The sequence below is a fragment of the Glacieibacterium arshaanense genome (genome assembly GCF_004681125.1).
GTDB classification, from domain to species: Bacteria; Pseudomonadota; Alphaproteobacteria; order Sphingomonadales; family Sphingomonadaceae; genus Polymorphobacter_A; species Polymorphobacter_A arshaanense.
Genome location: NZ_SIHO01000001.1, coordinates 948550 through 974312 on the forward strand (window position 1 = coordinate 948550; position 25763 = coordinate 974312).

Here is a 25763-nt window from a genome sequence, read left to right on the forward strand (position 1 = left end):
ATTGTTTGCGGATTCTATACCCCGCGCGAGTGGCGGGCAATGCCACGTTGCTTCGCCGGCGCGTAGGGCCGGACGTGGTGTTACCGAACACAGGGTTGCATTTGCGCCAAACCCCCGTTAAAGGCCCCGCATCACTCACGCAGAGGGAAACCTTCCGGTGCCGTAGGGAAACCTACGATACTCCTCTGCGGCGGATTAACCGGTATAAGGAGAATAGGTTATGGCGGCTCCCGTCGTCACGATGGCGCAGCTTTTGGAAGCAGGCGCCCACTTCGGTCACCAGACTCACCGTTGGAACCCGAAGATGAAGCCGTACATTTTCGGCGATCGCAACGGTGTTCACATCATCGATTTGTCGCAGTCGGTGCCGCTGTTTGCGCGCGCGCTCGATTTCACCCGCGCCACGGTTGCAGCCGGCGGCAAGGTGCTGTTCGTCGGCACCAAGCGCCAGGCGCAGGACCCCATCGCCGAAGCTGCCCGCCGTTCGGGCCAATATTACGTCAACCATCGCTGGCTGGGCGGCATGCTCACCAACTGGAAGACCATCAGCGGTTCGATCAAGCGCTTTAAGATGCTCGAAGAACAGCTGTCGGGCGACACGCACGGCTTGACCAAGAAGGAAATCCTCAAGCTGACGCGCGAACGCGACAAGTTTGAGCTGTCGCTCGGCGGTATCCGCGACATGAACGGCCTGCCCGACGTTATCTTCGTGATCGACGTCAACAAGGAAGAGCTGGCGATCAAGGAAGCCAACGTGCTCGGTATCCCGGTTGTCGCCATCCTCGACACCAACACCGATCCGAGCGGCATCGCCTTTCCGGTGCCGGGCAACGATGACGCCAGCCGCGCCATCCTGCTGTATTGCAACGCGATGGCCGACACGATCCTCGACGCTCGCCGCGGCCGTCAGGCCGAGCAGGGCATAGACATCGGTGCGCTTGAAGAGCAGCCCGTTGAACCGGTCTTCACCGCACCTGTGGTCGAAGAGTCGGCGCCCGCGACGATGGCTGATGCCGTTGCCGACGAAGCTGCTGCTGTCGAAGCACCTACTGCGGAATAACCGTATTGCCCTTTGAAACAAGCTCAGGGGGCCGGTGTTCGCACCGGCCCTTTGTTCAACACCGCCAAACATGAGGAGCCAATCATGGCTGAGATCACTGCAACGATGGTCAAGGAGCTGCGCGACCGCACCGGCGCCGGCATGATGGACTGCAAGAAGGCCCTGAACGAAACCGCCGGCGATTTCGAAGCGGCGATCGACTGGCTGCGCGCCAAGGGTCTTGCCTCGGCAGCGAAAAAGGCGGGCCGCACGGCCGCCGAAGGTCTGGTCGGCGTGGTCGTCGTCGGCAACCGCGGCGCGGTTGTCGAGGTCAACTCGGAAACCGATTTCGTCGCCAAGAACGCGCAGTTCCAGGAATTCGTCCGCATCGTCACCGATATTGCCGTGGCGCAGGGCACCGATGTCGCCAAGCTGCTGACCGCGAGTTATCCCGAAAGCGATGGCAGCGTGCACGACCGGCTCACGCACAACATCGCCACGATTGGTGAAAACCAGTCGCTGCGCCGCGCCGGCATTGTCGAAGTGTCGCAGGGCGTCGTGACGTCGTACATCCACAACGCCACCGTTTCGGGCCTCGGCAAGATCGGCGTGCTCGTCGGTCTCGAATCGGCCGCACCGGCGGACGTGCTCGAAGCCCTCGGCAAGCAGATTGCCATGCACATCGCGGCCGCGAACCCGCTTGCGCTCGATGTCGATGGCCTTGACCCGGCGATTGTCGAGCGCGAGCGTTCGATCGCCCGCGAAAAGGCTGCCGGCTCGGGCAAGCCCGCCGACATCATCGAAAAGATGATCGAAGGCGGCGTCCGCAAGTATGCGCAGGAAAACGCGCTCCTGACGCAGGTGTTCGTCATTGACGGCAAGACCAAGGTTGGCGACGTCGTTGCCGCCGCCGCCAAGGCCGCCGGTACGCCGATCACGCTCAAGGCGTTCGAACGCTTCCAACTCGGTGAAGGCATCGAGCGCGAAGCCAGCGACTTCGCGGCCGAAGTCGCAGCTGCTGCCGGCGCCTAAGCTACAACTTCTCCCCGGCTTCCGCTTGGCAGCCGGGGAGGGGCTGGCTATGGTGACGGGAATGACCGGGCAAAGTTCCGGATTGGCGAATTAGCGGGAAGGGTGTCGAACATCATGGCGCGACCGGCGTTCAAGCGCATCCTGCTCAAATTGTCTGGCGAGGCCCTGATGGGCTCGGGCCAGTTCGGCATCGATACCGCCGAAACCGACCGCATTGCCGGCGAAGTCAAACGTGCCCGCGACGCCGGCTTCGAGCTTTGCCTCGTCGTTGGTGGCGGCAACATCTTCCGCGGGTTGGCGGCAGCCGCCAAGGGCTTCGACCGCGCCAGCGCCGATTATATGGGCATGCTCGCCACGGTGATGAACGCGCTGGCAGTGCAGAACGCGCTCGAACGTGCCGGGGTCGATACTCGCGTCCAGTCAGCAATCCCGATGGCGACGGTTTGCGAGCCCTATATCCGCCGCCGTGCAGAGCGCCACATGAGCAAGGGCCGCGTGGTGATTTTCGCCGCTGGTACTGGCAACCCGTTTTTCACCACCGATACTGCCGCCGCTCTGCGTGCTGCCGAAATGGGCTGCGACGCGCTGTTTAAGGGCACCAGTGTCGACGGTGTCTATGACGCCGATCCCAAGCAGGTCGCCACCGCCAAGCGTTACGAAAGCCTGAGCTTTTCGAAGGTGCTGAGCGACGACCTCAAGGTCATGGATGCGAGCGCCGTGGCGCTATGCCGCGACAATGGCATTCCGATCGTGGTGTTTAACATCCGCGAGCAGGGCAACCTCGCCAAGGTGCTCAAGGGACAGGGCGTTTCGACCACCGTTGGTGGCAAGGCCGCCAAGACGCCTGCCAAGGCATCAGGCAAGACAACTGGCAAATCCGGGAAATAGACATGGCTGATTTTGATCCCGCCGGCTTCAAGGCCGATATCGACCGCCGCATGCACGGCGCGCTTGAAGCCTTCAAGAGCGACCTCGTTGGCCTGCGCACCGGCCGTGCGACGGTGTCGCTGCTCGATCCGGTGACGGTCGAGGTCTACGGCGCACACATGCCGCTGGTCCAGGTAGCGACAGTGACTGCACCCGAGCCACGCATGCTGTCGGTGCAGGTCTGGGATAAGTCGAACGTCCAGATGGTTGAAAAGGCCATTCGTTCGGCGGGCCTCGGGCTCAACCCGATTACCGACGGCACGACGCTGCGCCTGCCGATTCCCGACCTGACCGAGGAACGTCGTAAGGAACTCGCCAAGCTCGCGAACCAGTATGCCGAAAAGGCCCGCATCGCAGTACGCAATGTCCGCCGCGACGGCATGGAGACACTCAAGGCCGCCGAGAAGAAGGGCCAGATCAACCAGGACGACCAGAAGCGCCACGAAGGTGAAGTCCAGAAACTGACCGATAAGGCCGTCGCCGACATCGATGTTGCTGCCGCGGCCAAGGAAAAGGAAATCCTCGGCAAGTGAGTCTGCGCCCGCGCATCGTGCCGGTGCCCAGCGCGGCACCCCTTGCCGCAACCGCATCGGGCGGCGGTGCCGTGCCGCGCCACGTCGCCATCATCATGGATGGCAATGGTCGCTGGGCCAAGGCGCGGCGCCTGCCGCGCATAGCCGGTCACCGCCAGGGCATCGAGGCGGTGCGGCGTACGGTTGAGGGCGCACCGACGCTCGGCATCGAGGTGCTGACGCTTTTTGCCTTCTCGACCGAAAACGCCAAGCGCCCCGAAGACGAAGTCAATGATCTGATGGGGTTGCTGCGCCACTATCTGCGCAGCGAAATCGGCACGCTGCACAAGAACAACGTCCGGCTGCGCTTTATCGGCGAATACCGCCGGCTCAATCCCGACCTCGTCGAGCTGCTCGAAAGCTCGGCCGAACGCACGCGGCTCAACACCGGGCTGACACTGGTCATCGCGCTCAACTACGGCGCGCAGGACGAGATTGTCCGCGCGATGCAGTCGATTGCCGCCGATGTTGCCGCCGGTCGGCTCGATGCCAAGACGATCGATGCTGCGTTGATCGACCGGCGCCTCGACACCGCCGACTTGCCGCCGCCTGATCTGGTCATCCGCACCAGCGGCGAACAGCGGTTGTCGAACTTCCTGCTATGGCAGGCAGCGTACGCCGAGCTGGTGTTCACCGACCAGCTCTGGCCCGATTTCGATACCGCGTCGCTGGCAGCGGCACTCGCCGAGTTTGCGACCCGCGAACGCCGCTATGGCGGCATCTGAGGCAGTGGCCGCGACGTCGCAACTTGGCGCGCGCGTCGTCGTCGGCGTGCTGCTGATTGTCGTGGCGCTTGCGGCGCTGTGGGCGGGCGGCTTTGGCTTCGGCGCGCTGGTCGCAGTCGCGGTATTGCTGATGTTTGCCGAATGGTCACAGATGTTCCGCCTGCCGCGCGCGCTGCGTCTTGCCGGGCTGGTTGTGCTGGCGGGCAGCGTCATGTTGACGATCATCGGCCAGCCGTTAATGGCAATTGCCGCGCTGGCCACCGGCGCGGGCGTATTGGGGCTCGGTGCGCGGCCTTATGTTCAGGCGCGGGCAAGCTGGGTTGCGATAGGGTTGCTCTATGCCGGTATGCCGGCGATCGCGCTGATCTGGCTGCGCGGCACGCAATATGGGCTGGCTTTGACCTTGCTGACATTGGTGACTGTCTGGGCGACCGATATCTTTGCCTATTTTTCAGGGCGCGCGATTGGTGGCCCGAAGCTGGCGCCGTCGATCAGCCCCAACAAGACGTGGGCCGGGCTGGTCGGTGGCATGGCCGGCGCGGCGCTGGCTGTTTATCTCGTCTACATGCTGCTTGACGGACGCATCGATGTGCCATCGGTGCCGGTGTTGTGGCTCGTCGCGCTGGCACCGGTGCTTGCCGTCGTGGCGCAAGCCGGCGACTTCTATGAAAGCTGGCTCAAGCGCCGCGTCGGCGTCAAGGATTCGGGCAATCTGCTTCCGGGCCACGGCGGCATCATGGACCGGCTCGACGGACTGGTGCCGGTGGCGGTAGTTGCAGCCGTGGGCGCGGCCACGCTGGGGCTCGCCGGATGAGCCGCGGTATCACCATATTGGGCGCCACCGGATCGGTCGGCCAGTCGACGCTCGACCTGATCGGCCGCGCGCCTAACGACTGGCATGTCCACGCGGTCACGGCCAATTCCGATGCTGCGGGGCTCGCCGCCATCGCGCGCGCCTGCAATGCCGAATTGGCGGTGGTCGGCGATGACGACGCCTATCAGGACCTCAAGGCAGCACTTGCCGGCAGCGGCATTGCGGTTGCCAGCGGCAAGGCAGCGCTGGTCGAAGCCGCCGAACGGCCTGCCGACATTGTCATGTCGGCGATTGTCGGCGCTGCAGGCCTTGCGCCGACACTCGCTGCAGTACGGCGAGGCGCTGTGATAGCGCTCGCCAACAAGGAAAGCCTCGTTTGCGCCGGCGATATCGTCACTGCCGCCGCGCGCCAGTCGGGTGCCCGGTTGCTACCGGTCGATTCCGAACACAATGCGATCTACCAGATTTTCGACCACGACCATCCCGAACGCGTCGCGCGCGTTATCCTTACGGCAAGCGGCGGGCCGTTCCGCAAGGCCTCGGTGGAGGCGATGCGCGTCGCGACACCGGGGCAGGCGTGCAATCATCCGGTGTGGTCGATGGGTGCCAAGATTTCGGTCGATTCGGCCACGCTGATGAACAAGGGCCTTGAGCTCATCGAGGCGCACCACCTGTTCCCGGTCAACGCCGACCAGCTCGGCGTCATCGTGCATCCGCAGTCGGTGGTGCACAGCTTCGTCGAGTATATCGACGGCTCGGTCCTCGCGCAGCTCGGCACACCCGATATGCGCACGCCGATTGCCTATACGCTGGCGCACCCAGAACGCATGGCGACGCCGTGCAAGCGCCTAAGCCTGGCTGAAGTCGGCAAGCTCGAGTTCGAAGAACCCGATCTGGAACGCTTTCCCGCGCTCGCGTTGGCGTGGGACGCACTGCGTGCCGGCGGCGCGATGCCGACGGCACTCAACGCCGCCAACGAAGTTGCGGTCGCGGCGTTTCTTGCCGGCGAAATCGGCTTCCTCGATATCGCGGCGCTGGTGCGCGACGTGCTCGATGCGCTTGACGGCGGCGTGATGACGACGCTCGACGATGTCATGGCTGTCGATACGGCCGCACGCCGGGCCGCGACGCAGCGGCTGAAAACCTTGGTGCCGGCATGATCGCGCAACCGGGCTTCCTGTTCACGCTTGCGGCATTCATCGTCGTCATCGGCGTGCTGGTGTTCATCCATGAGGCCGGCCACTATCTGATGGCGCGAGTCTTCGGCATCAAGGCCGATACCTTCTCGATCGGCTTCGGCCGTGAAATCGCCGGCTGGACCGACAAGCGCGGCACGCGCTGGAAGCTTTCGGCACTGCCGCTGGGCGGCTATGTCAAATTCGCCGGCGACCTTAACGCCGCGAGCGAGCCCGACCCCGACGCGGCGCAGATGCCGCCCGAGGAGTACGCCAAGACCTTCCAGGCCAAGCCGATGTGGCAGCGCGCGCTGGTCATTCTGGCGGGACCATTGACCAACTTCCTGTTCGCAATTCTGGTTTTTGCGGTGTTCTTCATGACCTACGGTCATGCATTTACGCCGGCGATCATCAACGGCGTCCAGCCCGGCAGTCCCGCCGCGGTCGCTGGCCTGCAAACGGGTGACAAGATCATCGCGTTAGACGGCCAGACCGTCGAGCGGTTCGAGGACGTGGTTCGTGTCGTAACCATCAATCCTGGCACGCCGATCGACGCGCGCATCAGCCGCGACGGTGTCGAGAGGCAACTGACCATCACCCCCAAGGTCGTCGCCGAGACCGACCGGTTCGGCAATGCCTATACGCGCGGCATGCTCGGCGTCACCAGTGCGGGCCGCATCGTCGAGCGCCGGTCACCGGTAGCCGCGGTCTATTTTGCGGTGCAGGAAACCTGGCTGCTGACACGCACGATGGCCGATACGCTGGTGCAGGTCGTCACCGGTCGGCGCGCCGTCAACGAGCTCGGCGGGCCGCTCAAGATCGCCCAGTTCACCGGCCAGCAGGCGACGTTGGGGCTGCCGAATCTGGTACAATTCATGGCGTTGATCTCGATTAATCTCGGATTCATCAACCTGCTGCCAATCCCGATGCTGGACGGCGGTCATCTGTTCCTTTACGCGGTCGAGGCTATACGGCGCCGGCCGCTTGAAGCGAAGGTTCAGGAATGGGCCTTCATGTCGGGTTTCGCGGCGCTGTTGACGCTGATGCTGTTCCTCACCTGGAACGATCTGGCATCGGTGGGCGTGTGGAAGCATTTGTCCGCACTGCTGGGTTAGGTAAGTATGTCTTGCGGAATGCAGCAGTTGTTTTTGTGTCGAAGGGCGGTTTGAGCGTGAGCGAGTATCGAGCAGAGAGCGGCCACGCTTTTCGCCCCGTCACCGCGGTGACGCGTGCGCGCCTGCGGACGTTGCTGGTCGGCACGGCTTTGGCCGGGCTGGCGGCACCAGTGTTCGCGCAGTTGCCGCAGCTGTCCGATCCGGCGATGGTCACGCCGCCCAACCCGGCGGATGCGCTACCGGCCGGCGCCAAGCTGCAGAATGTGCCCGGTGCACCGACGCCTGACCTCGCCGCCGTGCCGTCGGGCTCGGGCATTGTGCGCGGCATCACCATCAAGGGTACCGAGCGTCTCGAACCTGAAACCGTGCGTTCGTATATCGAACTCAACGTCGGTGATCCGTTCGACCGCAACCGGCTCGATACGGCGCTCAAGGCGCTCTACGCCAGCGAGCTGTTCGCCGATGTCACCATCGCCGACCAGGGTGGCAACATCGTCATCACCGTCGTCGAGAACCCGGTCATCAACCGCGTGATCATCGAGGGCGCGAAGAAGGTCAAGGAAGACAAGGTCCGCGAAGAAATCCGCCTTGCCCCGCGCCAGATCTTCACACGGTCGAAGGTCAGCGCCGACGTGGCGCGCATCCTTGAAGTCTATCAGCGGGCCGGGCGCTTTGCCGCCTCGGTCGAGCCCAAGATCGTCAAGCTCGACCAGAACCGCGTCGACGTCGTGTTCGAAATTTCCGAAGGCCCCAAGGCCAAGGTCGTCCAGATCAACATCATCGGCAACAAGGTGTTTTCGGACGGCGACTTGCGCGGCGCGATGGCGACCGAACAGGCACGCTGGTACAAGCTGTTCAGTTCGAACGACACCTTCGACCCCGACCGCATGGCGTATGACCAGCAGAAGCTGCGGCAGTTCTACCTGACCGCCGGTTATGCCGACTTCCGCGTCGCGTCCGCTAGCGCCGAGCTGACGCCCGACGGCAAGGACTTCATCATCACCTATGTTGTTGATGAAGGTAAGCGCTACAAGTTCGGCGAGGTGAACCTCGAAAGCCAGATCCGCGACATCAACGCCGATCAGTTCAAGAGCCTGATCACCATCCAGTCGGGCGACTGGTACAACGCCCAGAAGATCGAAAACGTCGTCAACGTCCTGTCCGAAACCGCGGGTATTCTCGGCTACGCCTTTGCTGATGTCCGGCCGCAGTTCAACCGCGACAAGGAAAAGTTGCAGATGAACATCACGTTCATCATCAACGAGGCGCCGCGTGTCTATGTCGAACGCGTCAGCATCAACGGCAACGTCCGCACCCGCGACAAGGTCATCCGCCGCGAGTTCCGTCTGGCCGAAGGCGACGCCTTCAACAGCATCAAGGTCAAGCGCTCGCGCGACCGTCTGCAGGGCCTGGGCTTCTTCCAGGACAATCTGACGATCGACCAGAAGCCCGGCTCGACGCCCGACAAGATCATCCTTGAAACCAATGTCCAGGAAAAGCCGACCGGTGAACTCCAGGTGTCGGCCGGCTACTCGTCGCTCGAAGGCCTGATCCTCAGCCTGTCGATCAAAGAACGCAACTTCCGCGGCAAGGGCCAGGAACTCAGCGCCGGCGTCAATATCTCGAGCTATTCGAAGTCTATCGAACTGGGCTTCACCGAGCCCTATCTGTTCGGCAAGAACCTTGCGCTCGGCTTCAACGTGTTCCGCCGCGACTACAACTCGTTCAACTACACCAACAGCAACCAACGCACCTCGACCTACTCGCAGACCACCACCGGCTTCCAGGTCCGCACCGGCTTCTCGCTGACCGAGTTCTGGGCCGCCTCGGTGCGCTACGGGCTGAGCTATGACCAGGTGACGCTCGATCCGGCGATCTACTACGGCCAGATCACCAACCCTGACGGCACCGTCACCATCCAGTGCGACCCGCTCAAGGCCGGTCGCTATCTGTGCGACGCCGTCGGTAACTTCACCACCTCGTCGATCGGCTACAGCCTGATCTGGGATAGCACCAACAACCGTGGCCGCCCGTCGGCCGGGCAGCGCTTCACTTTCAGCCAGGATCTCGCCGGTATCTTCGGCGGCGTCGACTATCTGCGGACGCGCGCCAACTACGACTGGTGGTACGCCATCAACGGCAGCGCCTGGGTCGTCAATGTCGGCGCCGAAGGCGGCTATGTGTTCGGCTATGGCGGGCAACCGGTCCGCATCGTCGATCGCTTCTACCTCGGCTCGCCGCGCTTCCGCGGCTTTGACATCCGCGGCGTCGGCCCGCGCGTCATCCGCAAACCGGTGCTGCCCGATGGCACGGTCGTTCAGGATGAATCGACCTGGGTCAACGACTCGATCGGTGGCCAGGCCTATTACCTCGGCCGCGTCGAGTTGCAGGTGCCGCTGGGCTCGAAGGGCGCCGAGCTCGGGCTGCGGCCGTCGGTCTATGTCGATGTCGGCAGCCTGTGGGATGCGCCGCCGCAGATCTTCATTACGCCGCCGCCGCCGGGCCAGTTCGGCTATAAGGAATTCTATTACGGCGACTCGCCCAGCCCGCGTGTTTCAATCGGTGCCGGTGTGTCGTGGAATTCGCCGTTCGGGCCATTCAGATTCGATCTTGCAAAGGCAATTGTGACGCAGCAAGGCGATGTTACCAAACTCTTCCAATTCAACGTAGGGACGCAATTCTGATGAAGAATCTACTCAAGTCGGCAGCTTTTGCCGCAACTCTGCTGGCCGCCAGCGTTTCGCCGGTTGCGGTTCAAGCGCAGACCTTGCCGCCGGCGGTTATCATCGTCGTCAACATGGACCAGGTCTTCAATTCTTCGGCCGCCGGCAAGCAGGCGCAGGCCGAACTCAAGGCGAAGATCGACGCGATGCAGGCACGTGCCAACACGCTGCGCACACAGTTCGGCGCGGAGGAAGAAGCCCTCGCCAAGTCGCAGCCGGCGCCGACCAACACCGCTGCGCGTCCGGCATGGGAAGCCAAGGTTCGTGACTTCCAGTCGCGCCAGCAGACGGCCCAGACCGAGCTGAGCAACCGCGAGAAGGAATTCCAGGCCAGCCGCACCTATGTGCTGAAGCAGATCACCGACGCGTCGAACCCGATCATCTCGACCTTGATGCGTGAACGCGGCGCTTCGATCGCCATGCCCGAAGGCGCAACGCTGCAGCATGCCGCGTCGATCGACGTCACCAATGACCTGGTGGCGCGCCTTGACAAGGCACTGCCGCGCGTTTCGACGACGGCTCCTGCCGGCGCCAAGTAAGATGACGGAAGGCGCCAGCTTCGCCACACCAGCTGATGTGCTGGCGGTGATGGCGCTGATCCCGCACCGCTTTCCGATGCTGCTCGTCGACCGCGTCGAGGATATCATCCTCGACAAGTCGGCGCGCGGCATCAAGGCGGTGACGATCAACGAGCCGTTCTTTGCCGGGCACTTCCCGGCACGGCCGATCATGCCCGGCGTGCTGATCATCGAGGCGCTGGCGCAGACCGCCGGCGTGCTCGCGGTCAAGTCGATGGACCTCGCCGGCTCGGGCAAGCTCGTCTATTTCATGGCGATCGACGAAGCCAAGTTCCGCTCGCCGGTCGAACCCGGCTGCCTGATGGATTTGCATGTCGAATTCATCCAGCGCCGCGCCACCGTCTGCAAGTTCGCCGGCCGCGCTGCCATCAATGGCAAGACCGTCGCCGAAGCCAAATTCACCGCAATGATTGCTGACGCACCTGCGGCCTGACCGCAGATGCTGACCTATCTGACGTGCTGACGTCGGCAATCTGGCTGCCCGCGACGCTTGCCGCCGGACTGTTCCAGGCGGCACGTACCGCCATTCAACAACGCCTTCGCGCGACGCTGTCGGTCAACGGCGCCGGGCTGGTGCGCTATCTTTATGGGCTGCCGGTGGCGCTGGCGCTGTGGTTCGGCTACGCCGCCGCCACCTCCGCGCACCTGCCACCGCTGTCGCCGACCTTCTTCGGTTTCGCGCTGCTCGGCGGTTTGCTGCAGATCGGCGGCACCAATTTACTCATCATGGCGTTCGGCGAGCGCAGCTTCGTCGTCGGTACGGCGTACGCCAAAACCGAGGCGGTGCAGGGCGCGGTGTTCGCGCTGTGGCTGCTCGGCGAGGTGCTGACGCCGCTGGTCTGGCTCGGCATCGCCATCAGTGTGGTCGGCGTGATGACGTTATCGCTCGGCGGCAAGGGGCTGAAGTTGCGCGATGTTTTCGGGGCGCTGTGGCAACCGGCGGCGCGCTACGGACTGGGGGCAGGGTTGTTGTTCGCGTTGACCTCCATCGCGGTCAAGCGCGCGACGCAGACGCTGGGCGACGGCGATGTTGTCCTGCGCGCGCTGACATCGCTCGTCGCGGTGGTGACGCTACAGCTGGTGATGCAGGGCAGCTATGTCATTTTGCGTGAACGCGGCCAGTGGCGCGCGGTGCTCGGCAGCTGGCGCACGTCGATGTGGGTCGGCCTGCTCGCGGCTGCGGGCTCGGCATTCTGGTTCACCGCCTTTGCCTCGGCACCGGTAGCGCTGGTGCGCACGGTCGGCCAGGTCGAGGTGATCTTCACGCTGCTGCTGGGGCATTTTTACCTGCGCGAGCCGCTCAAGCGCGCCGAGGCGCTCGGGCTGGCGCTGGTGGTCATCGGGGTGATTGCGTCGGTCGTTGGCAGCGGCTGAGACACGACGAATTTCCGGCCAGCGGATATCCCCGCCCCGGTCCATCGTCCTCGCAATCTGTTCCCCCGCCGCCACGGTGGGGGAAATCCTCTTCCCGGTAACGGCTTCCTTGGGTGGGTTGCTTGGTTACCGGGAAGAGGCAGGCTTTGTGTCGCTGGTCGAGGTAGCCGGTAGCGGAGGGCGACGGCTTCCAAGGCCGAACGCGTATATTACGCTGTAGTTCACGCGTTTTTTGGACGCATTTAGTGCAGACGTAAGTGCCCTCCTTGGAACACTTGGAGCTGAAGTCCTCGACCTGACAGAGCGCGGGGCTGAAAAGCGCGGCGGTGAAACGACACGTCCGGGTACGCAAGTGGCGATCGTGGGCCCGGACAGGTTGGACGGGAAACACCCATTTCCCGTCGCCTTGATTGATCTACTAACCGATTCGGTTCATGAAGTCAAGTGAACTCGCGATAACGGCTCAATCGCCGGCAGCCGCCTATACTTTGCCCTTCGGTTCCCACAGCTCGATCTTGCGGCCGTCGCAGTCGATAATCCAGCCGAACTTGCCGTAGCTCTCATCCATCGGCGTTCCGACCAGCGTGACGCCGTCGGCTGCCAGTTGCGCCAGCAGGCTATCGAGATCATCGACGGTGAAGTTGATCATGAATGCCTGTTCGGCGGGAAAATAGTCGCTGCCGGCGTTGAACGGGCTCCACACGGTTTGCGCCCCGTCGGTCTGTGCGAAGGTCGCGCCATAGTCATCGACCGCGACGCCGAGATGCTGCGCATACCAGGCGCGCGTCGCTGCCGGGTCGGCACAGCGGAAGAACACGCCACCAAGTCCGGTCACCTTCGCCATCGCTCACTCCAGCGCTGCCAGATCCTCGCGGCGATTGACGTTGATAATCAGCCCCAAGTCAATTGTCCGCGCCGCCGCGATGGTCAGCCAGGTCGACATGCGCCGGTCCTCGCCTGCAGCCAGATGCATCTCCAGCCGCCGCACCAGCTTGACCGGCCAGAAGCCGAGCAGCGGCTGGCCCGCCGCCACGCGCGCGCCGTCACCGGACAGTCGTTCGGCAAGGTCTTCGGGCAGATACGGCAAGTCGCAGCCGCTGGTCAGCACCGCGTCGAAGCGGTGTGCGGCCGCATGGTCGAGCGCCGCACACAGCGCGCCGAGCGGCCCCAGCCCCGGTGCTGGCCGGTCGGCGAGATCGGGGTAGGGCGGCCAGTCGCGCCCGCACACCACCAGCGTTTCGACCTGCGGCGCCAGCCGGTCGATCACGTGCTGAATCAAGGGCTTGCCGTGCAGTGTTGCCAGCGCCTTGTCGCCGCCGAAGCGCCGCGAGGTGCCGCCGGCGAAGATGGCGCCGAGCAGGCGCATCAGCGGAAAAGCGCCGGGAAGCTGGCCTGGCTTCCCGGCGCGAGCATCAGAAGCCGTAGACCAAAGTGAAGCGCGTCGTCGTGTCGGTCGCTTCGAGGCCGGGCTGCGGATTGCTTTCGTTCTGCAGGAAGAACGAAATCCGTGCCGACAGCGAGCCATAGAGCTTGGTGGTCAGCGCGGTGTCCGAGGTAAAGGTGTTGGTTTCGCCGCCGAAGAAGTACGACGCGGTTTCGGTGAACGCCGTAGTCGGCCCGATGTTCCAGATGAAATTGCCGGCGACGCGACCCGAGAAGTCCGACGAATTGCCGCCGATGACATAGCTGGTCTGGCGCAGTGCCGGGCCGCCTTCGAGCCCCAACACGACCTTCGGCGTGTCGATGAGCTTGTAACCGAGGCCGAGCGATTCGCTGAAGCGGCTGGTGAAGCCGGCGAAGGTGTCGCGTTCCCAGCTGACAATGGCGAGCGCGTAGAAGCGCGGCGAGAATTTGTAGTGCAGGTCATTGCCGATGAAATAGCGTTCCTGCGAGGTGACGCCGTTGTCCTTCTGGTAGTTGACCGCGCCGGCCAGCGTGTTCTCCCACTTCAGGCTCTGCTTGGTCAGCTTGGCGCCGATGGCGACACCGGTGCTCGACGTGTTGCCGCTCGAGGTGAACGCGCCGATCGTGCCTTCGCCGCTCCAGCCTTCGGTGAACGACTGGCTTTCGAGCTTGGCAACGCGGGCTTCTTCGGCCTTTTTGTTGAGCGCCGCGACCTGTGCGTCGATTTCGGCGGCGGAGCCCGGGTTGGTCTTCTTGGCGATTTCGGCAACGGTCTTGAGCGACGCCGGGTCAGCCGCGGCGGCATCGATCATCGCCGCGACCGACGCCGGGACGGGTTCGGCATGCGCCGCAGCGAATGGCACAGCGAGCGCCAGCGCCGGTACGGCGAATAGAATACGCATCGGAAATATCCCCATTTGAAGAGCCCGGCAGCCTGTTAGCGAAGCGGCTGCCGAGCGTCCACAAAAAGCCGATATGGCGCGACAACGTGCCGTCAGAAGAACGCCTGGATGCCGGTCTGTGCGCGGCCGAGGATCAGCGCATGGACGTCGTGCGTGCCCTCATAGGTGTTGACCGCTTCAAGGTTCATGACGTGACGAATGACGCCATATTCGTCCGAAATGCCGTTGCCGCCGTGCATGTCGCGCGCGACGCGGGCGATATCAAGCGCCTTGCCGCAATTGTTGCGCTTGATCAGGCTGATGGCTTCGGGTGCCAGCGTGTGGCTGTCCATCAGGCGGCCGGCATGGAGCGCCGCCGACAGGCCCAGCGTGATTTCGGTCTGCATGTCCGCCAGCTTCTTCTGGATGAGCTGCGTTGCCGCCAGTGGCCGGCCGAACTGCTTGCGGTCGAGCGTGTATTGCCGCGCCGCGTGCCAGCAGAACTCGGCTGCACCCATCGCGCCCCAGGCAATGCCGTAGCGCGCGTTGTTGAGGCAACCAAACGGGCCGCTGAGGCCGACGGCGTTGGGCAGCAGGCGCTCGGCCGGGATTTCGACATTTTCGAGCACGATTTCGCCCGTCACCCAGGCGCGCAGCGCGAACTTGCCTTCGATCTTCGGGGTCGACAGCCCCTTGTCGCCGCGTTCGACGATGAAGCCGCGGATCTTGCCGTCTTCGGTCTTGGCCCAGACCACCATGACATCGGCGAACGGCGACGAGGTAATCCACATCTTGGCGCCGTTGAGGACATAGCCGTTCGCGGTCTTGCGGGCGTTGGTCTTCATCGAGCCGGGGTCCGAGCCGGCATCGGGTTCGGTCAGCCCGAACGAGCCGATCCATTCGCCGCTCGCCAGCTTGGGCAGGTATTTCTGGCGCTGTTCTTCGCTGCCGTAGGCGTAGATCGGCCACATCACGAGGCTCGACTGCACCGACATCGCCGAGCGGTACGCCGAGTCGACGCGTTCGACTTCGCGCGCGATCAGGCCGTAGGCGACGTACGACACGCCGGGGCAGCCATAGCCGGTGATCGTCGGGCCGAGCAGGCCATAGTCGCCGAACTTCTTCATCAGGCCGCGGTCGCATTGTTCGTGGCGGTTGTCATTGCGGACGATCGGCGCGAGGTGCTCGGCGCAGAAGGCGCGAGCGGAATCGCGGATCATGCGCTCGTCATCGCTCAGAAGGCTGTCGAGCAGCAGCGGGTCTTCCCAGGAGAAGCTTGGCCAATGGACGGTACCGGTCATGTAACTGCCTCGTGCGAAATCATCTGATGCTGCGCTTTAGCCGCGCTGGCGGTCGCGGTCGATTGGTTTTAGGAGCGACATATGACCGCCACCGCCGATATCACGCCGATCCCGCTGACGCTTGCCGACCGTGATGCGGCGGCGGCATTCGGCGATGCGTTCGAACGCACCGGCTTTGCGGTGGTCACCGACCACGGCGTCGATGGTGCGCTGGTGGCGCGCGTGCAGGCGGCGGCAGCGGCATTCTTTGCGCTGCCCGAGGCTACCAAGCGCCGCTATCTGGTCGGCCAAGGCGGGGCGCGCGGCTACACACCGTTCGGCATCGAGACCGCCAAGGACGCTGACCGCCCCGACCTCAAGGAATTCTGGCATACCGGGCGCGACTTGCCGGCGGGGCATCCGGCAGCGGTTGCGATGCCGCCGAATGTGTGGCCCGCCGAGATTGCCGATTTCGAGCCGGCGGTACGGACGTTGTTTTCGGCGCTCGACGGTGCCGGGGCACGGGTGCTGCGGGCGATTGCACTGCATCTGGGGCTGGCGGCGAATTACTTCGTCGAACCGGTGCGCGACGGCAATGGCGTGTTGCGATTGCTGCATTACCCGCCGCTGGCGCCGGGCGTGGCGGGCGAACGCGCTGCCGCGCACGAGGACATAAACGTCATCACCTTGCTGTTCGGCGCCGAGGAGGCGGGTTTGCAGTTGCGCGACCGTGCCGGCCAGTGGCGCGACATTGCGGTGCCGGACGGCGCGCTGGTGTGCAACATCGGCGACATGCTGCAGCGGCTGACCAACCACCGGCTGCCCTCCACCACGCACCGCGTCATCAATCCGGCGCCGGAACGGGCGGGCAGGGCGCGCTATTCGATGCCGTTTTTCCTGCATTTCGCGCCGGATTTTGTCATTCGGACGCTGCCCGGGTGCATCGACAAGGCGCGGCCCGACCGCTATCCCGAAGCGATCAGCGCCGACGCCTATCTGCAGCAACGGTTGCGCGAAATCGGCCTGTTGGGGGACGGATGATGATGACACGTGCGATACTGGCGGCACTGCTGATGACGGCGGCGGCGGGCGCCGCGCCGGTGCTGACGACCTCGGCGACACAGGATCCCTATTGGCAGGTCGGGCGCGACACGTTGGCGACGCGGCTGCATGTCGTCAACCGGCCGGCGCATGCGAAGAACGTCATCCTGTTCATCGGCGACGGCATGGGGATTTCTACGATCACCGCGGCGCGCATTTTCGACGCGCAGGAGCGCGCGCGCAAGGCCGGCACCAAGGCTTTGGGCGAGGAAAACAGCCTGTCGTTCGAGAAGCTGCCGTTCAGCGCGTTGGTAAAGACCTATAACACCGACGCGCAAGTCCCTGATTCGGCTGGCACAGCGTCGGCAATGAACACCGGCATCAAGACGCGCATTGGTTATATCAACTTCCGCCAGGACCAGACTGCAACGGCGTGCGCGACGCCCGATGCGTGGCCGCGGACGCTGGCCGAAATCGCCAAGGGCCAGGGCATGTCGGTCGGCGTGGTGACCAACACGCGGCTGACGCACGCGACTCCTGCCGCCGTCTACGCCCACGTCCCCAACCGCAACTGGGAAGGTGCCGACGCGACCTTCCCGGCGAAGGACCGCGCCGCCGGCTGCCCCGATATCGCCAGCCAGCTCGTCAATTTCCGCTTCGGCAACGGCATCGATCTCGCGATGGGTGGCGGTCGCGCCAAGTTCCAGCCCAAGGACGCCGGCGGCTCGCGCGATGACGGCAAGGACCTCGTCGCGGTATGGAGCGCGCGCTACCCGGCCGGCCATTATCTCGGCGACGCGGCCGCACTGCGCGCGCTCAAGCCGACTACAGCGGGGCCGGTGCTCGGCCTGTTCAGCCCCGATCACATGTCGTACGAAACCGATCGTGATGCGGCGAAGCAGCCGAGCCTGACCGAAATGACGACGTTTGCCATCGCCAGGCTCGCCGCCAGCTCGCCCAAGGGCTATTATCTGATGATCGAGGGCGGGCGCATCGATCATGCGCACCACGCCAGCAACCCCTACCGTGCGCTCAGCGAAACGCAGCAATTCTCGCAGGCGATTGCCGCGGCACTCAAGCAAATCAATCTTGATGAAACACTGGTGCTGGTCACTGCCGATCACAGCCATACGCTGACAATTTCGGGCTATCCGCAACGCGGCAATGACATTCTCGGCTATATCCGGCCGACGCCGGCGGGCGAGGGCGGCGACGGGCTCGACGAAGATGGCGACTCGATCGACGATCACGGCCAGCCGATGACGACGCTCGGCTATCAGAGCGGCCCGTGGAGCGGCACCATCGAAGGCCAGAAGCTGTCGCCGCGCCTCGCGCCCACCGACAAGAACTACATCTCCGACAAGCTCCACGGCACCGGCAGCGAAAGTCATGGCGGCGAGGATGTCGCACTTTTCGCCACCGGCCCGTCGTCAAACCTCGTCGGCGGTGTCATCGAGCAGAACGTCATTTTCCACATCATGGCACAGGCGCTCGGCTGGCAGTAATGAACCCGTTCTACGCCAATATGCCGACGACAATTTTCGAGGCGATGTCGGCGCGCGCCCGCGCGACCGGGGCGATCAACCTTGGGCAGGGCTTCCCCGATGCGCAGGGGCCGCGTGATGTGCTGCAGGCGGCGGCGGACGCTTTGTTCAATGAGTCGAACCAGTATCCGCCGATGTCGGGGCTGCCCGGGCTGCGTGCGGCGGTGGCGGCACATTACAGTGCGCACCAGGGCCTCGACCTGACGCCGGACGAAATTATCGTCACCTCGGGCGCGACCGAGGCGCTGGCCGCGTCGATCCTCGCGCTGGTGCGTCCCGGTGACGAGGTGGTGCTGCTGCAGCCGATGTACGACAGCTATCTGCCGATGGTGCGCCAGGCCGGCGGCATTGCGCGGCTGGTCAATCTGCAGGCACCCGACTGGCAGGTCACGGACGCCATGTTGGCCGAAGTTTTTAACGCAAAGACCGCGCTGGTCGTATTGAATACGCCGCATAATCCAACGGGGTCGATGCTCAATGCGCAGTCGCTCGCCGTCATTGCCGACTATTGCCGGCGCTTCGATTGCGTCGCGCTGTGCGACGAGGTCTGGGAGCATGTGGTGTTCGACGGCACCGCGCACCTGCCGCTGCTGGCGCTACCGGGGATGCGCGAGCGCTGTGTCAAGATCGGCTCGGCGGGCAAGATTTTCGCGCTGACCGGCTGGAAGGTCGGCTGGATTTGCGCCTGTCCGGCGCTGTCACAGGCGATTGCCCGGGCGCACCAGTTCCTGACATTCACGACGGCCCCCAATCTGCAACACGCGGTGACCTATGGGCTGGGTAAGCCCGCCGACAGCTTCACCGCGATGCACGCCGATCTGCAGCGCTCGCGCGACCGGTTGCGCGCGGCGCTTGAAGCCGCCGGCTATGCGGTGGCGCCGAGCGTCGGCACCTATTTCATGTCGATCGACCTCGCCGCCTCGGGGCTGGCGCTGGGCGATGTACAATTCTGCGATGAAACGCTGGTCGACGGCGTTGCGGCCATCCCGGTGTCGGCCTTCTACGCCGAGGCGCCGTCATTCAACCATGTGCGGCTATGCTTTGCGAAATCGGATGCGACACTCGACGCGGCTGCCGCGCGGCTGGCGACGACGCGGGCGCGGCTGGCCTAGGCGTCAGGCGTTGTAGTTGAGCAGCAGATACACCAGCAACAAACCGACGCCAGTGCCGACAACCAGCCCGACCAGCCAGACGAACACACCACTTTGCGCGATGCGCTTGTGGAAACCAAAATCGACCACAGCAAACTCTCGAACCCATCCATGCAGCCACGCCGCATGATTCCGACCCCTGTATCAAATGACGCAAAAAGCATGCCAGAATCTGCGCTGATACAAGTGCTTGATATCGCTTCATTCAAGCCAGTTCGTGTGACACGCGATTGTAATATTTTCTGACTCGGTTAGGGCAAGCCCAAGCAGCGGTTCAGTCGTAACGCGCGGTCAGGAATGTCAGGCCATCGGGCGGGGCGTTGAACCCCAGTGCCGCACGGTTGCGCGCCGCGAGTGCCGCGCCAAGCGTCGCCGCGCTCCAGCCGCCATGGCCCACCAGCTTGAGGCAGCCGACCATCGAGCGCACCTGATGGTGCAGGAACGACCGCGCGCCGGTTTCGATCAGCACCGCGTCACCGTCGCGGCGCACCGAGATGTGGTCGAGCGTCTTGACCGGGCTCGCCGACTGGCAATGCGCGCTGCGGAAAGTGGTGAAATCATGCCGCCCGACGAGCAGTTGCGCCGCGTCATGCATGGCGTCGGCATCGAGTGGCTGCGGCACGCGCCACGCCAGCCCGCGGTCGACGGTCAGCGGCGCGCGGCGGTTGATGATGCGGTATTGATAGCTGCGTGCGGTGCAATCAAAGCGTGCGTGGAATTCGGGGTCGGCTACGGTGCAATCGGTGATGGCGACCGGGGCGGGGGGCAGCTTGGCGTTGATCGCCGCCATCAGCCGGTACGCGGCGATGTCGCGTTCGACATCGACATGCGCGACCATCGCGCGGGCGTGCACCCCGGCGTCGGTGCGGCCGGCGCCATAGACCAGCACGGTTTCGCCGGTGACGGCGTGGATGGCCGCCTCGATGGCGCCCTGGACGCTGGCGCCACTCGCCTGCCGCTGCCAGCCGACGAACGGCCGGCCGTCATATTCGATGGTCAACCGGAAACGCGTCACGCGACGTGCGTGCCCGGCGTGATGGTCCAGCCGTTGAGCAGCGCCGCGGTCGCCATCACCGGCTTGCCGGCGCGCTGCACCAGCGTCGGGCGAATGGCATCGACGCCGCACGCCAAGGTCAGCCGGTCATCGAGGACGGTGCCCGGCGTGCCGCGCGCTGCGACGACATCGACGGCGAGCAGCTTGAGGCGCTCGCCGGCGAGTTCGATAAAGGCGCCCGGTGCAGGGTTATAGGCGCGCACCAGCCGTTCGAGGACCAGCGCCGGCTGGGCGAGGTCGAGCCGGGCTTCGGCCTTGTCGATCTTGTGGGCATAGGTGACGCCGGTTTCGGGCTGCGGCTCGGGGCGCTGCGTGCCGAGCAAATCCAGCGTTTCGACGAGCAAGCGCGCGCCGAGCATGGCGATTTCGGCAGTGAGATCGCCGGCGGTCTTGGTCTCGATCTCGATCACTGCCGAACGCCACATCGGGCCAGTGTCGAGCCCGCGCTCCATCTGCATGATGGTGACACCCGTCGCCAGGTCACCCGCAGCAATCGCGCGCTGCACCGGCGCCGCGCCGCGCCAGCGCGGCAGCAGCGAGCCATGGACATTGATGCAGCCGTAACGCGGCGCATCGAGCAACGCTTGCGGCAGGATCAGGCCGTAGGCCGCGACCACGGCGACATCGAGCGTCAGTTCGGCAAACGCCACGACATCGGCAGGATCCTTGAAATTGACCGGCGTGCGCACCGGAATCCCCAACGCCTCGGCGCGGCGCTGGACCGGCGAGGGGCTGAGCTTGTGACCACGCCCCGCCACGCGCGGCGGCTGGCAATACACCGCCACCACGTCATGCCCGGCCGCAACGAGCGCATCAAGCGTCGGCACGGCAAAATCCGGGGTTCCCATGAAGGCAATACGCATGCGCGGTGCTTTATACCTGTCGCGGCGCGCGTGCAAAGTTGGTGTGCAAGCTGAAGGGCCTCCGGCGGGCAGGGGCTTGCCCCTGCACCCGATTTTTTGGGGCGGTTCAACGTACATCGACGTGGCGCCAGGCTGCACCGCAATCAATCGGGTGCAGGGCCAAGGCCCTGCCCGCCGGAGGCTCTTTCCTGCCATTGCCATCGCTGCCGCACGACGGCATAGCTAACGCCATGTCGTCTCCCGAAATCGATGCGCTGGCGCAGGCGCTGGCACGGCTGCCGGGGCTGGGGCCACGGTCGGCGCGGCGTGCGGTTTTGCATCTATTGAAGCGGCGCGAGACGGCGCTGGTGCCATTGATTGCGGCGTTGCAGTCGGTCGCGGCCAATCTGTCGACGTGCGAGATTTGCGGCAATGTCGATACGCGCAATCCGTGCGGCGTGTGCACCGATCCGCGGCGCGATGTTCGGCAGCTGTGCGTTGTCGAGGAGGTCGCCGATTTATGGGCGCTCGACCGGTCGCGGCTGTTTCCGGGGCGGTTCCATGTGCTCGGCGGCCGCTTGTCAGCGCTCGATGGCGTGACGCCCGAGGATTTGAGCATCGCGGCGCTGGTGGCGCGGGTGCGCGCCGGCGGCATCGAGGAAGTCGTACTGGCGATGAACGCGACGATCGAGGGGGCGACGACAATGCACTACATCGCCGAGCAACTGCGCGGGCTGGGCGTGCGCGTCATGCAGCTGGCGCACGGCATGCCGGTGGGTGGCGAGCTCGATTACCTCGACGAGGGGACATTGGCGCAGGCGCTGCGGGCGCGGCGGCTGGTCGACTGAACCTTCTCCCTCCCCCCTGCGGGGAGGGCGACTCAGCCGGAGGCTGAGCGGGGTGGGGGTGCCACCGTCACGCCAACACACGCCAAACCCGCTTGCCGCAACTGCCAAACCACGCGCATGCTTGGCTGTATGACCGACCTGCACCCGCGCGCCCGCGCCATGCGCAACGCTGCAACGCCTGCCGAGCGCGCCATGTGGAATATTCTGCGTACGCCGCCGCTGGCGACATGGCATTTTCGCCGTCAGGTGGCGTTCGAAGGCCGCTACATCGCCGATTTCGCATCGTTTTCTGCGCGATTGGTCATCGAATGTGATGGGGCTTCGCATGACCAGACGTTTGCGGGGGACTCGGCGCGCAGTGGCTGGTTCGCCGGGCAGGGATATCGGGTGCTGCGATTTGCCAATCAAACCGTTTTGACCGAGCGCGAGGCGGTTTGGCGGACGTTGGTGCAGGTGTTGGGGGTGGCACCCCCACCCCGCTCGCGCGCCGCGAGTCGCCCTCCCCGCAAGGGGGAGGGAGGATAGGCGGCGCTTGACCGGCGGCGTCGGACTACCTAGCTAGCGCGCCATGGCTATTCTCCCGATCCTTGAAATTCCCGATCCCAAGCTGCGGCTGATTTCGGCGCCGGTGGCGAGCGTCACCGACGCGCACCGCCAGCTGATGGATGACATGCTGGAAACCATGTACGATGCACCCGGTATCGGGCTCGCAGCGATCCAGGTCGGCGTGCCCGAACGCATCCTGGTCATCGACCTGCAGCGCCGCATCACGCCGGTGGATGACGAGGGCAACGAGATCGAGGCCGAGGCGCACGACGTTCGCGAGCCGCGGTATTTCGTCAATCCCGAGATCGTCTGGGAGTCCGAGGAGTACGGCGTCTACAACGAGGGCTGCCTGTCAGTTCCCGAAATGTACGGCGATGTCGAACGGCCGGCGCGGGTGCGGGTCAAGTGGCTGGGTTATGACGGCGCCGCGCATGAGCAGGAACTCGACGGGCTGCTGGCGACCTGTTTGCAGCACGAGATGGATCACCTCGACGGCATATTGTTCGTCGACCATCTGTCGAAGCTCAAGCGCGACATGATCATGAAAAAGCTGACGAAGGCGCGCAAGGGCAAGTAGCGCGGCGGCGGCGCAACACGGTACCGGTTGCGGCAAAACCGCCAAGCATCATGGTCCAACCTGCCGTCTCGGGAACCCCGGGCACCACCGGCATCTCGTCGCGCACGCTGAATTTCACGGCACCCGCGCTGGTGCCATAGGCGTCAGCCTGCCGGTGTCCGTTGAGGTTCAGGCTGAAGCCGCCGCCATGATCGGTGAAGCGCCTTGTCGGGGAAACGAAATCGAGCTGGGTTGGCATCGGTTTCAACGCCACATTGTTGAAAATCAGGGCCTGGCCCCAGCCATAATTGCTGAAACGCGCGATCGAGTAATAGTCGGTCAGCCCGACTTCGACCGCGCCATAGGATTCCGCCATATAATAATGGTCGTAAGTGTCGCAGCCGCGGGCATCGGGGTCGAAAAAGTCGATCTGCGGCAGGTGCTGTGAAATGCCGTTGATCGTCACGGCAACATCGAGGATCGGATTGCACTGCCAACGGCCCTCGAGAAGCTCGGATACGCCGGGCATCGGGTTATGGTCGCCAATCGCCAGATCATAGCGATAGACCGTCGTATATTCCTTGCCGGTGAGATCGGTGCCGGGTGCGCCGAACAAGCCAGCACGATCATAGCCGCTGGCGAGCGTGCTCCTGAATGTGGCAATCTTGATGTTCGCCAGAACCGGCGTGGCGAGCAGAGCCGTCAGGACTGCAACGCTGCGCAACATGATGCCCATCGGACCCTCCATGTTATAGGCGCATTTTTAGCACGTTGTTCGCCAACCGGCAATTTTACCAGAACTGCACCGGCACGGTAGCAGGACACGCGGCATGGTTCGCTGGCGAACACGAAAAAGGGCGCGGCGTTGGCGGCCGCGCCCTTCATCGTTGCAGCGACCTGCGATTAAGCGATCGCGCGCGTCCGGCGGCGCAGCGTCGCGCCGACCATGCCGAAGCCGACGATCATCAGCGCCCAGCTGGCGGGTTCGGGAACCGCACCGCCGCCAACCGAGAAGCTGACTTCGAAGATGCCGTTTTGGCCGTAGGTGCCACCGGTGCCATTGGTCGGGAAATTGAGGCCCGAACCGAAGATCTGCAAATCGCCGCCATAGGTGTATTCGGGGATCGACACGATGCCCGTAGCGAACGAGTTGAACGTGCCGTCACCCAGGAACTCGCCACCGATGACATAGCGACCGGCGCCGAGCGTGTAGGTCGGGATCGCGCCCCAGACAAAGTGACCGACAACCGGATCGGTGCCGAGCACCGTGGTCGACGTCAGCAGCGTGCCGGCCGAATCCCAGATGCCAACCTGATGGTTGCTGCCGCGGCCGTTGTCCCAATAGCCGAGCGCGTTGATTGTGACGGGACCACTGAGCGAGAATGAATAGCCGAGCGTGAACGGGCGACTGTCGCTCAGCGTGCCGGCGGAGGTATATTCGACGGCCGGCGTGATGACGACTGCCTGTGCCGCGCCCGCCGCTGCCAGCGCCAAAGCGCCAGCAACCATGTGTAAAGCCTTCATATTGGTCCCCTGTTGAAGTCTCGTGGATATTTGCAGACGTCCCCTGTGCTTCTCACCAAGAATGTCTGCACTCAACTTTAAGCAATATTCATGCCAATTCATTAGCCACAAAAGAGCGTTATTGTTTCAGCAGGTTGTGAAATAGTTAATATTTATGCGACAAAATTGTGTAAAGAATATTGACACAATCCTGCCGATTAGCGCGCGCATGGGCACGCTGTGTCGACTTGCTGCCATGCTTTGGAGGCCGGGACTACGGCCGAAAGTCGCTCAGTAGGCGACGCGTCCGCCGGTTTCGAAATCGTCCTGCAGCAGCTTGACCAGCACCGCCGCGACATCGGCGGGGGTCTTGAGCGTTGTCGCATCTTCGCCGGGGAAGGCGCGGGCGCGCATCGTGGTGGCGGTGGCGCGCGGGTCGAAGCTGATGGCGCGGACCTGGGTGATGTTCATGATTTCGGCGGCATAAGTGGCGACCAGGCTTTCGAGCGCGGCCTTGGTCGCGGCGTAGCTACCCCAATAGGCGCGCGGGGCAACCGCGAGGCTGCTGGTGACGGCGACCAGCCGCCCGGCGTCGCTGGCGCGCAGCAGCGTGTCAAAGGCGCGGATCATGCGGAAATTGGCGGTCAGGTTGAGCGATACGACCTGTTCCCACTCCTTGAGCGCAATATGCGGCACGGGGGTCAGCGTGCCCAGCGTCGAAGCGTTGAGCACCAGAATGTCGAGCTTGCCCCAGCGGTTGGCGAGCGCGCCGGCGAGCCGGTCGATGCCGTCGAATTCGCGCAGGTCCATCGGTGCGATAGTGGCGGTGCCGCCGGCGGCATGGATGCGGTCTTCGACTTCGACCAGCCCGGCTTCGGTGCGCGCGGTCAGCACGACATGCGCGCCGGCTTTGGCGAGCGCTTCGGCGGTGGCGGCGCCGATGCCGCGGCTGGCGCCGGTAACGAGCGCGATTTTTCCGGTGAGGTCCATCAGTTCAGTCCATAAAGCGGGAAGGGGAAGGGCCTCCGGCGGGCAGGGG

The 25763-nt window shown here is 64.3% G+C and carries 28 protein-coding genes; 18 read left to right on the forward strand and 10 right to left on the reverse strand.

Going from position 1 to position 25763, the window contains the following annotated elements:
* Nucleotides 1-220: 220 nt before the first annotated feature.
* From rpsB to EUV02_RS04405, 12 genes are all read left to right on the forward strand, one after another.
* The gene (rpsB, locus tag EUV02_RS04350; RefSeq protein WP_135244964.1) at nucleotides 221-1060 is read left to right on the forward strand and encodes a 30S ribosomal protein S2; all 840 of its coding nucleotides are present in this window, start codon (nucleotides 221-223) and stop codon (nucleotides 1058-1060) included.
* An 84-nt stretch (nucleotides 1061-1144) separates the two neighbouring features.
* A complete protein-coding gene (gene tsf, locus EUV02_RS04355) occupies nucleotides 1145-2071 on the forward strand; it encodes a translation elongation factor Ts (RefSeq protein ID WP_135244965.1) in 927 nt (308 codons plus the stop codon).
* Nucleotides 2072-2185: 114 nt separating this feature from the next.
* A complete protein-coding gene (pyrH, locus tag EUV02_RS04360; protein WP_135245375.1) occupies nucleotides 2186-2959 on the forward strand; it encodes a UMP kinase in 774 nt (257 codons plus the stop codon).
* A 2-nt stretch (nucleotides 2960-2961) separates the two neighbouring features.
* Nucleotides 2962-3531, forward strand: a complete 570-nt coding sequence (gene frr, locus EUV02_RS04365; protein ID WP_135244966.1) for a ribosome recycling factor — start codon at nucleotides 2962-2964, stop codon at nucleotides 3529-3531.
* Between the two features lie 17 nt (nucleotides 3532-3548).
* On the forward strand, nucleotides 3549-4295 hold the full coding sequence (locus EUV02_RS04370) for an isoprenyl transferase (RefSeq protein ID WP_135245376.1): 747 nt from the start codon (nucleotides 3549-3551) through the stop codon (nucleotides 4293-4295).
* Complete coding sequence (locus EUV02_RS04375) at nucleotides 4282-5109, forward strand: phosphatidate cytidylyltransferase (protein ID WP_135244967.1); 828 nt, start codon at nucleotides 4282-4284, stop codon at nucleotides 5107-5109. Before EUV02_RS04370 ends, EUV02_RS04375 begins: the two co-directional genes overlap by 14 nt.
* The gene (locus tag EUV02_RS04380; RefSeq protein ID WP_135244968.1) at nucleotides 5106-6269 is read left to right on the forward strand and encodes a 1-deoxy-D-xylulose-5-phosphate reductoisomerase; all 1164 of its coding nucleotides are present in this window, start codon (nucleotides 5106-5108) and stop codon (nucleotides 6267-6269) included. The genes EUV02_RS04375 and EUV02_RS04380 overlap by 4 nt, the downstream gene beginning before the upstream one ends.
* Nucleotides 6266-7399, forward strand: a complete 1134-nt coding sequence (rseP, locus tag EUV02_RS04385; protein ID WP_135244969.1) for an RIP metalloprotease RseP — start codon at nucleotides 6266-6268, stop codon at nucleotides 7397-7399. The genes EUV02_RS04380 and rseP overlap by 4 nt, the downstream gene beginning before the upstream one ends.
* Nucleotides 7400-7455: 56 nt before the next feature.
* Nucleotides 7456-10083, forward strand: a complete 2628-nt coding sequence (gene bamA / locus EUV02_RS04390) for an outer membrane protein assembly factor BamA (protein ID WP_243445756.1) — start codon at nucleotides 7456-7458, stop codon at nucleotides 10081-10083.
* The gene (locus EUV02_RS04395) at nucleotides 10083-10661 is read left to right on the forward strand and encodes an OmpH/Skp family outer membrane protein (RefSeq protein ID WP_135244971.1); all 579 of its coding nucleotides are present in this window, start codon (nucleotides 10083-10085) and stop codon (nucleotides 10659-10661) included. The genes bamA and EUV02_RS04395 overlap by 1 nt, the downstream gene beginning before the upstream one ends.
* Before the next feature lies 1 nt (nucleotide 10662).
* The gene (fabZ, locus tag EUV02_RS04400; protein WP_135244972.1) at nucleotides 10663-11133 is read left to right on the forward strand and encodes a 3-hydroxyacyl-ACP dehydratase FabZ; all 471 of its coding nucleotides are present in this window, start codon (nucleotides 10663-10665) and stop codon (nucleotides 11131-11133) included.
* Nucleotides 11134-11156: 23 nt separating this feature from the next.
* Entirely contained in the window at nucleotides 11157-12074 is a 918-nt protein-coding gene (locus EUV02_RS04405; protein WP_135244973.1) for a DMT family transporter, read from the forward strand.
* Nucleotides 12075-12555: 481 nt separating this feature from the next.
* On the opposite strand, the gene EUV02_RS04410 is transcribed toward EUV02_RS04405, so the two are convergent.
* The 4 genes from EUV02_RS04410 to EUV02_RS04425 all read right to left on the reverse strand — a co-directional run bounded on the left by EUV02_RS04410 (nucleotide 12556) and on the right by EUV02_RS04425 (nucleotide 15660).
* Nucleotides 12556-12918, reverse strand: a complete 363-nt coding sequence (locus EUV02_RS04410; RefSeq protein WP_135244974.1) for a VOC family protein — start codon at nucleotides 12916-12918, stop codon at nucleotides 12556-12558.
* Between the two features lie 3 nt (nucleotides 12919-12921).
* Entirely contained in the window at nucleotides 12922-13440 is a 519-nt protein-coding gene (gene mobA, locus EUV02_RS04415) for a molybdenum cofactor guanylyltransferase (protein ID WP_207790105.1), read from the reverse strand.
* Nucleotides 13441-13486: 46 nt separating this feature from the next.
* Nucleotides 13487-14380 (reverse strand): DUF481 domain-containing protein, encoded by an 894-nt coding sequence (locus EUV02_RS04420; RefSeq protein WP_166430495.1) that lies wholly within the window; start codon nucleotides 14378-14380, stop codon nucleotides 13487-13489.
* 92 nt (nucleotides 14381-14472) lie between these two features.
* The gene (locus EUV02_RS04425) at nucleotides 14473-15660 is read right to left on the reverse strand and encodes an acyl-CoA dehydrogenase (RefSeq protein ID WP_135244976.1); all 1188 of its coding nucleotides are present in this window, start codon (nucleotides 15658-15660) and stop codon (nucleotides 14473-14475) included.
* A gap of 81 nt (nucleotides 15661-15741) precedes the next feature.
* Between EUV02_RS04425 and EUV02_RS04430 the strand changes: the two genes are divergently transcribed.
* Genes EUV02_RS04430 through EUV02_RS04440 form a run of 3 tightly spaced genes read left to right on the forward strand, consistent with a single transcriptional unit; the run spans nucleotide 15742 to nucleotide 19336 of the window.
* Complete coding sequence (locus EUV02_RS04430) at nucleotides 15742-16680, forward strand: isopenicillin N synthase family dioxygenase (protein ID WP_135244977.1); 939 nt, start codon at nucleotides 15742-15744, stop codon at nucleotides 16678-16680.
* Nucleotides 16677-18185 (forward strand): alkaline phosphatase, encoded by a 1509-nt coding sequence (locus tag EUV02_RS04435; RefSeq protein ID WP_243445757.1) that lies wholly within the window; start codon nucleotides 16677-16679, stop codon nucleotides 18183-18185. The genes EUV02_RS04430 and EUV02_RS04435 overlap by 4 nt, the downstream gene beginning before the upstream one ends.
* Nucleotides 18185-19336 carry an aminotransferase gene (locus EUV02_RS04440; RefSeq protein WP_135244979.1) on the forward strand — a complete coding sequence of 384 codons (1152 nt, stop codon included), beginning with the start codon at nucleotides 18185-18187 and terminating at the stop codon, nucleotides 19334-19336. Before EUV02_RS04435 ends, EUV02_RS04440 begins: the two co-directional genes overlap by 1 nt.
* Before the next feature lie 3 nt (nucleotides 19337-19339).
* On the opposite strand, the gene EUV02_RS16000 is transcribed toward EUV02_RS04440, so the two are convergent.
* The 3 genes from EUV02_RS16000 to fmt form a co-directional block, all read right to left on the reverse strand.
* Complete coding sequence (locus EUV02_RS16000; protein ID WP_279379490.1) at nucleotides 19340-19465, reverse strand: hypothetical protein; 126 nt, start codon at nucleotides 19463-19465, stop codon at nucleotides 19340-19342.
* Nucleotides 19466-19649: 184 nt separating this feature from the next.
* A complete protein-coding gene (gene truA, locus EUV02_RS04445; protein WP_135244980.1) occupies nucleotides 19650-20390 on the reverse strand; it encodes a tRNA pseudouridine(38-40) synthase TruA in 741 nt (246 codons plus the stop codon).
* The gene (gene fmt / locus EUV02_RS04450; protein ID WP_135244981.1) at nucleotides 20387-21292 is read right to left on the reverse strand and encodes a methionyl-tRNA formyltransferase; all 906 of its coding nucleotides are present in this window, start codon (nucleotides 21290-21292) and stop codon (nucleotides 20387-20389) included. Before fmt ends, truA begins: the two co-directional genes overlap by 4 nt.
* Before the next feature lie 230 nt (nucleotides 21293-21522).
* Here fmt and recR point away from each other — a divergent pair, with 230 nt between their 5' ends.
* From recR to def, 3 genes are all read left to right on the forward strand, one after another.
* Complete coding sequence (recR, locus tag EUV02_RS04455; protein WP_135244982.1) at nucleotides 21523-22119, forward strand: recombination mediator RecR; 597 nt, start codon at nucleotides 21523-21525, stop codon at nucleotides 22117-22119.
* A gap of 129 nt (nucleotides 22120-22248) precedes the next feature.
* Nucleotides 22249-22644 (forward strand): endonuclease domain-containing protein, encoded by a 396-nt coding sequence (locus tag EUV02_RS04460; RefSeq protein WP_207790106.1) that lies wholly within the window; start codon nucleotides 22249-22251, stop codon nucleotides 22642-22644.
* Between the two features lie 43 nt (nucleotides 22645-22687).
* Entirely contained in the window at nucleotides 22688-23242 is a 555-nt protein-coding gene (gene def / locus EUV02_RS04465) for a peptide deformylase (protein WP_135244984.1), read from the forward strand.
* Here the strand turns inward: def and EUV02_RS04470 are convergent.
* The 3 genes from EUV02_RS04470 to EUV02_RS04480 all read right to left on the reverse strand — a co-directional run bounded on the left by EUV02_RS04470 (nucleotide 23205) and on the right by EUV02_RS04480 (nucleotide 25714).
* Nucleotides 23205-23957, reverse strand: coding sequence for a hypothetical protein (locus tag EUV02_RS04470; protein ID WP_135244985.1), 753 nt, complete (start codon nucleotides 23955-23957; stop codon nucleotides 23205-23207). The genes def and EUV02_RS04470 overlap by 38 nt on opposite strands.
* Before the next feature lie 167 nt (nucleotides 23958-24124).
* The gene (locus tag EUV02_RS04475; protein ID WP_135244986.1) at nucleotides 24125-24745 is read right to left on the reverse strand and encodes a PEPxxWA-CTERM sorting domain-containing protein; all 621 of its coding nucleotides are present in this window, start codon (nucleotides 24743-24745) and stop codon (nucleotides 24125-24127) included.
* A 270-nt stretch (nucleotides 24746-25015) separates the two neighbouring features.
* Nucleotides 25016-25714: an SDR family NAD(P)-dependent oxidoreductase gene (locus EUV02_RS04480; protein ID WP_135244987.1), complete on the reverse strand. Its 699-nt coding sequence runs from the start codon at nucleotides 25712-25714 to the stop codon at nucleotides 25016-25018.
* Nucleotides 25715-25763: the final 49 nt, after the last annotated feature.

What these genes read in the sequence shown, in the direction of transcription:
- rpsB (WP_135244964.1), top strand. Translation starts at nt 221, where the DNA reads ATGGCGGCTCCCGTCGTCACGATGGCGCAGCTTTTGGAAGCAGGCGCC.
- tsf (WP_135244965.1), top strand. Translation starts at nt 1,145, where the DNA reads ATGGCTGAGATCACTGCAACGATGGTCAAGGAGCTGCGCGACCGCACC.
- pyrH (WP_135245375.1), top strand. Translation starts at nt 2,186, where the DNA reads ATGGCGCGACCGGCGTTCAAGCGCATCCTGCTCAAATTGTCTGGCGAG.
- frr (WP_135244966.1), top strand. Translation starts at nt 2,962, where the DNA reads ATGGCTGATTTTGATCCCGCCGGCTTCAAGGCCGATATCGACCGCCGC.
- EUV02_RS04375 (WP_135244967.1), top strand. Translation starts at nt 4,282, where the DNA reads ATGGCGGCATCTGAGGCAGTGGCCGCGACGTCGCAACTTGGCGCGCGC.
- EUV02_RS04380 (WP_135244968.1), top strand. Translation starts at nt 5,106, where the DNA reads ATGAGCCGCGGTATCACCATATTGGGCGCCACCGGATCGGTCGGCCAG.
- rseP (WP_135244969.1), top strand. Translation starts at nt 6,266, where the DNA reads ATGATCGCGCAACCGGGCTTCCTGTTCACGCTTGCGGCATTCATCGTC.
- EUV02_RS04395 (WP_135244971.1), top strand. Translation starts at nt 10,083, where the DNA reads ATGAAGAATCTACTCAAGTCGGCAGCTTTTGCCGCAACTCTGCTGGCC.
- fabZ (WP_135244972.1), top strand. Translation starts at nt 10,663, where the DNA reads ATGACGGAAGGCGCCAGCTTCGCCACACCAGCTGATGTGCTGGCGGTG.
- EUV02_RS04410 (WP_135244974.1), bottom strand. Translation starts at nt 12,918, where the DNA reads ATGGCGAAGGTGACCGGACTTGGTGGCGTGTTCTTCCGCTGTGCCGAC.
- mobA (WP_207790105.1), bottom strand. Translation starts at nt 13,440, where the DNA reads ATGCGCCTGCTCGGCGCCATCTTCGCCGGCGGCACCTCGCGGCGCTTC.
- EUV02_RS04420 (WP_166430495.1), bottom strand. Translation starts at nt 14,380, where the DNA reads ATGCGTATTCTATTCGCCGTACCGGCGCTGGCGCTCGCTGTGCCATTC.
- EUV02_RS04425 (WP_135244976.1), bottom strand. Translation starts at nt 15,660, where the DNA reads ATGACCGGTACCGTCCATTGGCCAAGCTTCTCCTGGGAAGACCCGCTG.
- EUV02_RS04430 (WP_135244977.1), top strand. Translation starts at nt 15,742, where the DNA reads ATGACCGCCACCGCCGATATCACGCCGATCCCGCTGACGCTTGCCGAC.
- EUV02_RS04435 (WP_243445757.1), top strand. Translation starts at nt 16,677, where the DNA reads ATGATGATGACACGTGCGATACTGGCGGCACTGCTGATGACGGCGGCG.
- EUV02_RS04440 (WP_135244979.1), top strand. Translation starts at nt 18,185, where the DNA reads ATGAACCCGTTCTACGCCAATATGCCGACGACAATTTTCGAGGCGATG.
- fmt (WP_135244981.1), bottom strand. Translation starts at nt 21,292, where the DNA reads ATGCGTATTGCCTTCATGGGAACCCCGGATTTTGCCGTGCCGACGCTT.
- recR (WP_135244982.1), top strand. Translation starts at nt 21,523, where the DNA reads ATGTCGTCTCCCGAAATCGATGCGCTGGCGCAGGCGCTGGCACGGCTG.
- EUV02_RS04460 (WP_207790106.1), top strand. Translation starts at nt 22,249, where the DNA reads ATGACCGACCTGCACCCGCGCGCCCGCGCCATGCGCAACGCTGCAACG.
- def (WP_135244984.1), top strand. Translation starts at nt 22,688, where the DNA reads ATGGCTATTCTCCCGATCCTTGAAATTCCCGATCCCAAGCTGCGGCTG.
- EUV02_RS04470 (WP_135244985.1), bottom strand. Translation starts at nt 23,957, where the DNA reads ATGGGCATCATGTTGCGCAGCGTTGCAGTCCTGACGGCTCTGCTCGCC.
- EUV02_RS04475 (WP_135244986.1), bottom strand. Translation starts at nt 24,745, where the DNA reads ATGAAGGCTTTACACATGGTTGCTGGCGCTTTGGCGCTGGCAGCGGCG.
- EUV02_RS04480 (WP_135244987.1), bottom strand. Translation starts at nt 25,714, where the DNA reads ATGGACCTCACCGGAAAAATCGCGCTCGTTACCGGCGCCAGCCGCGGC.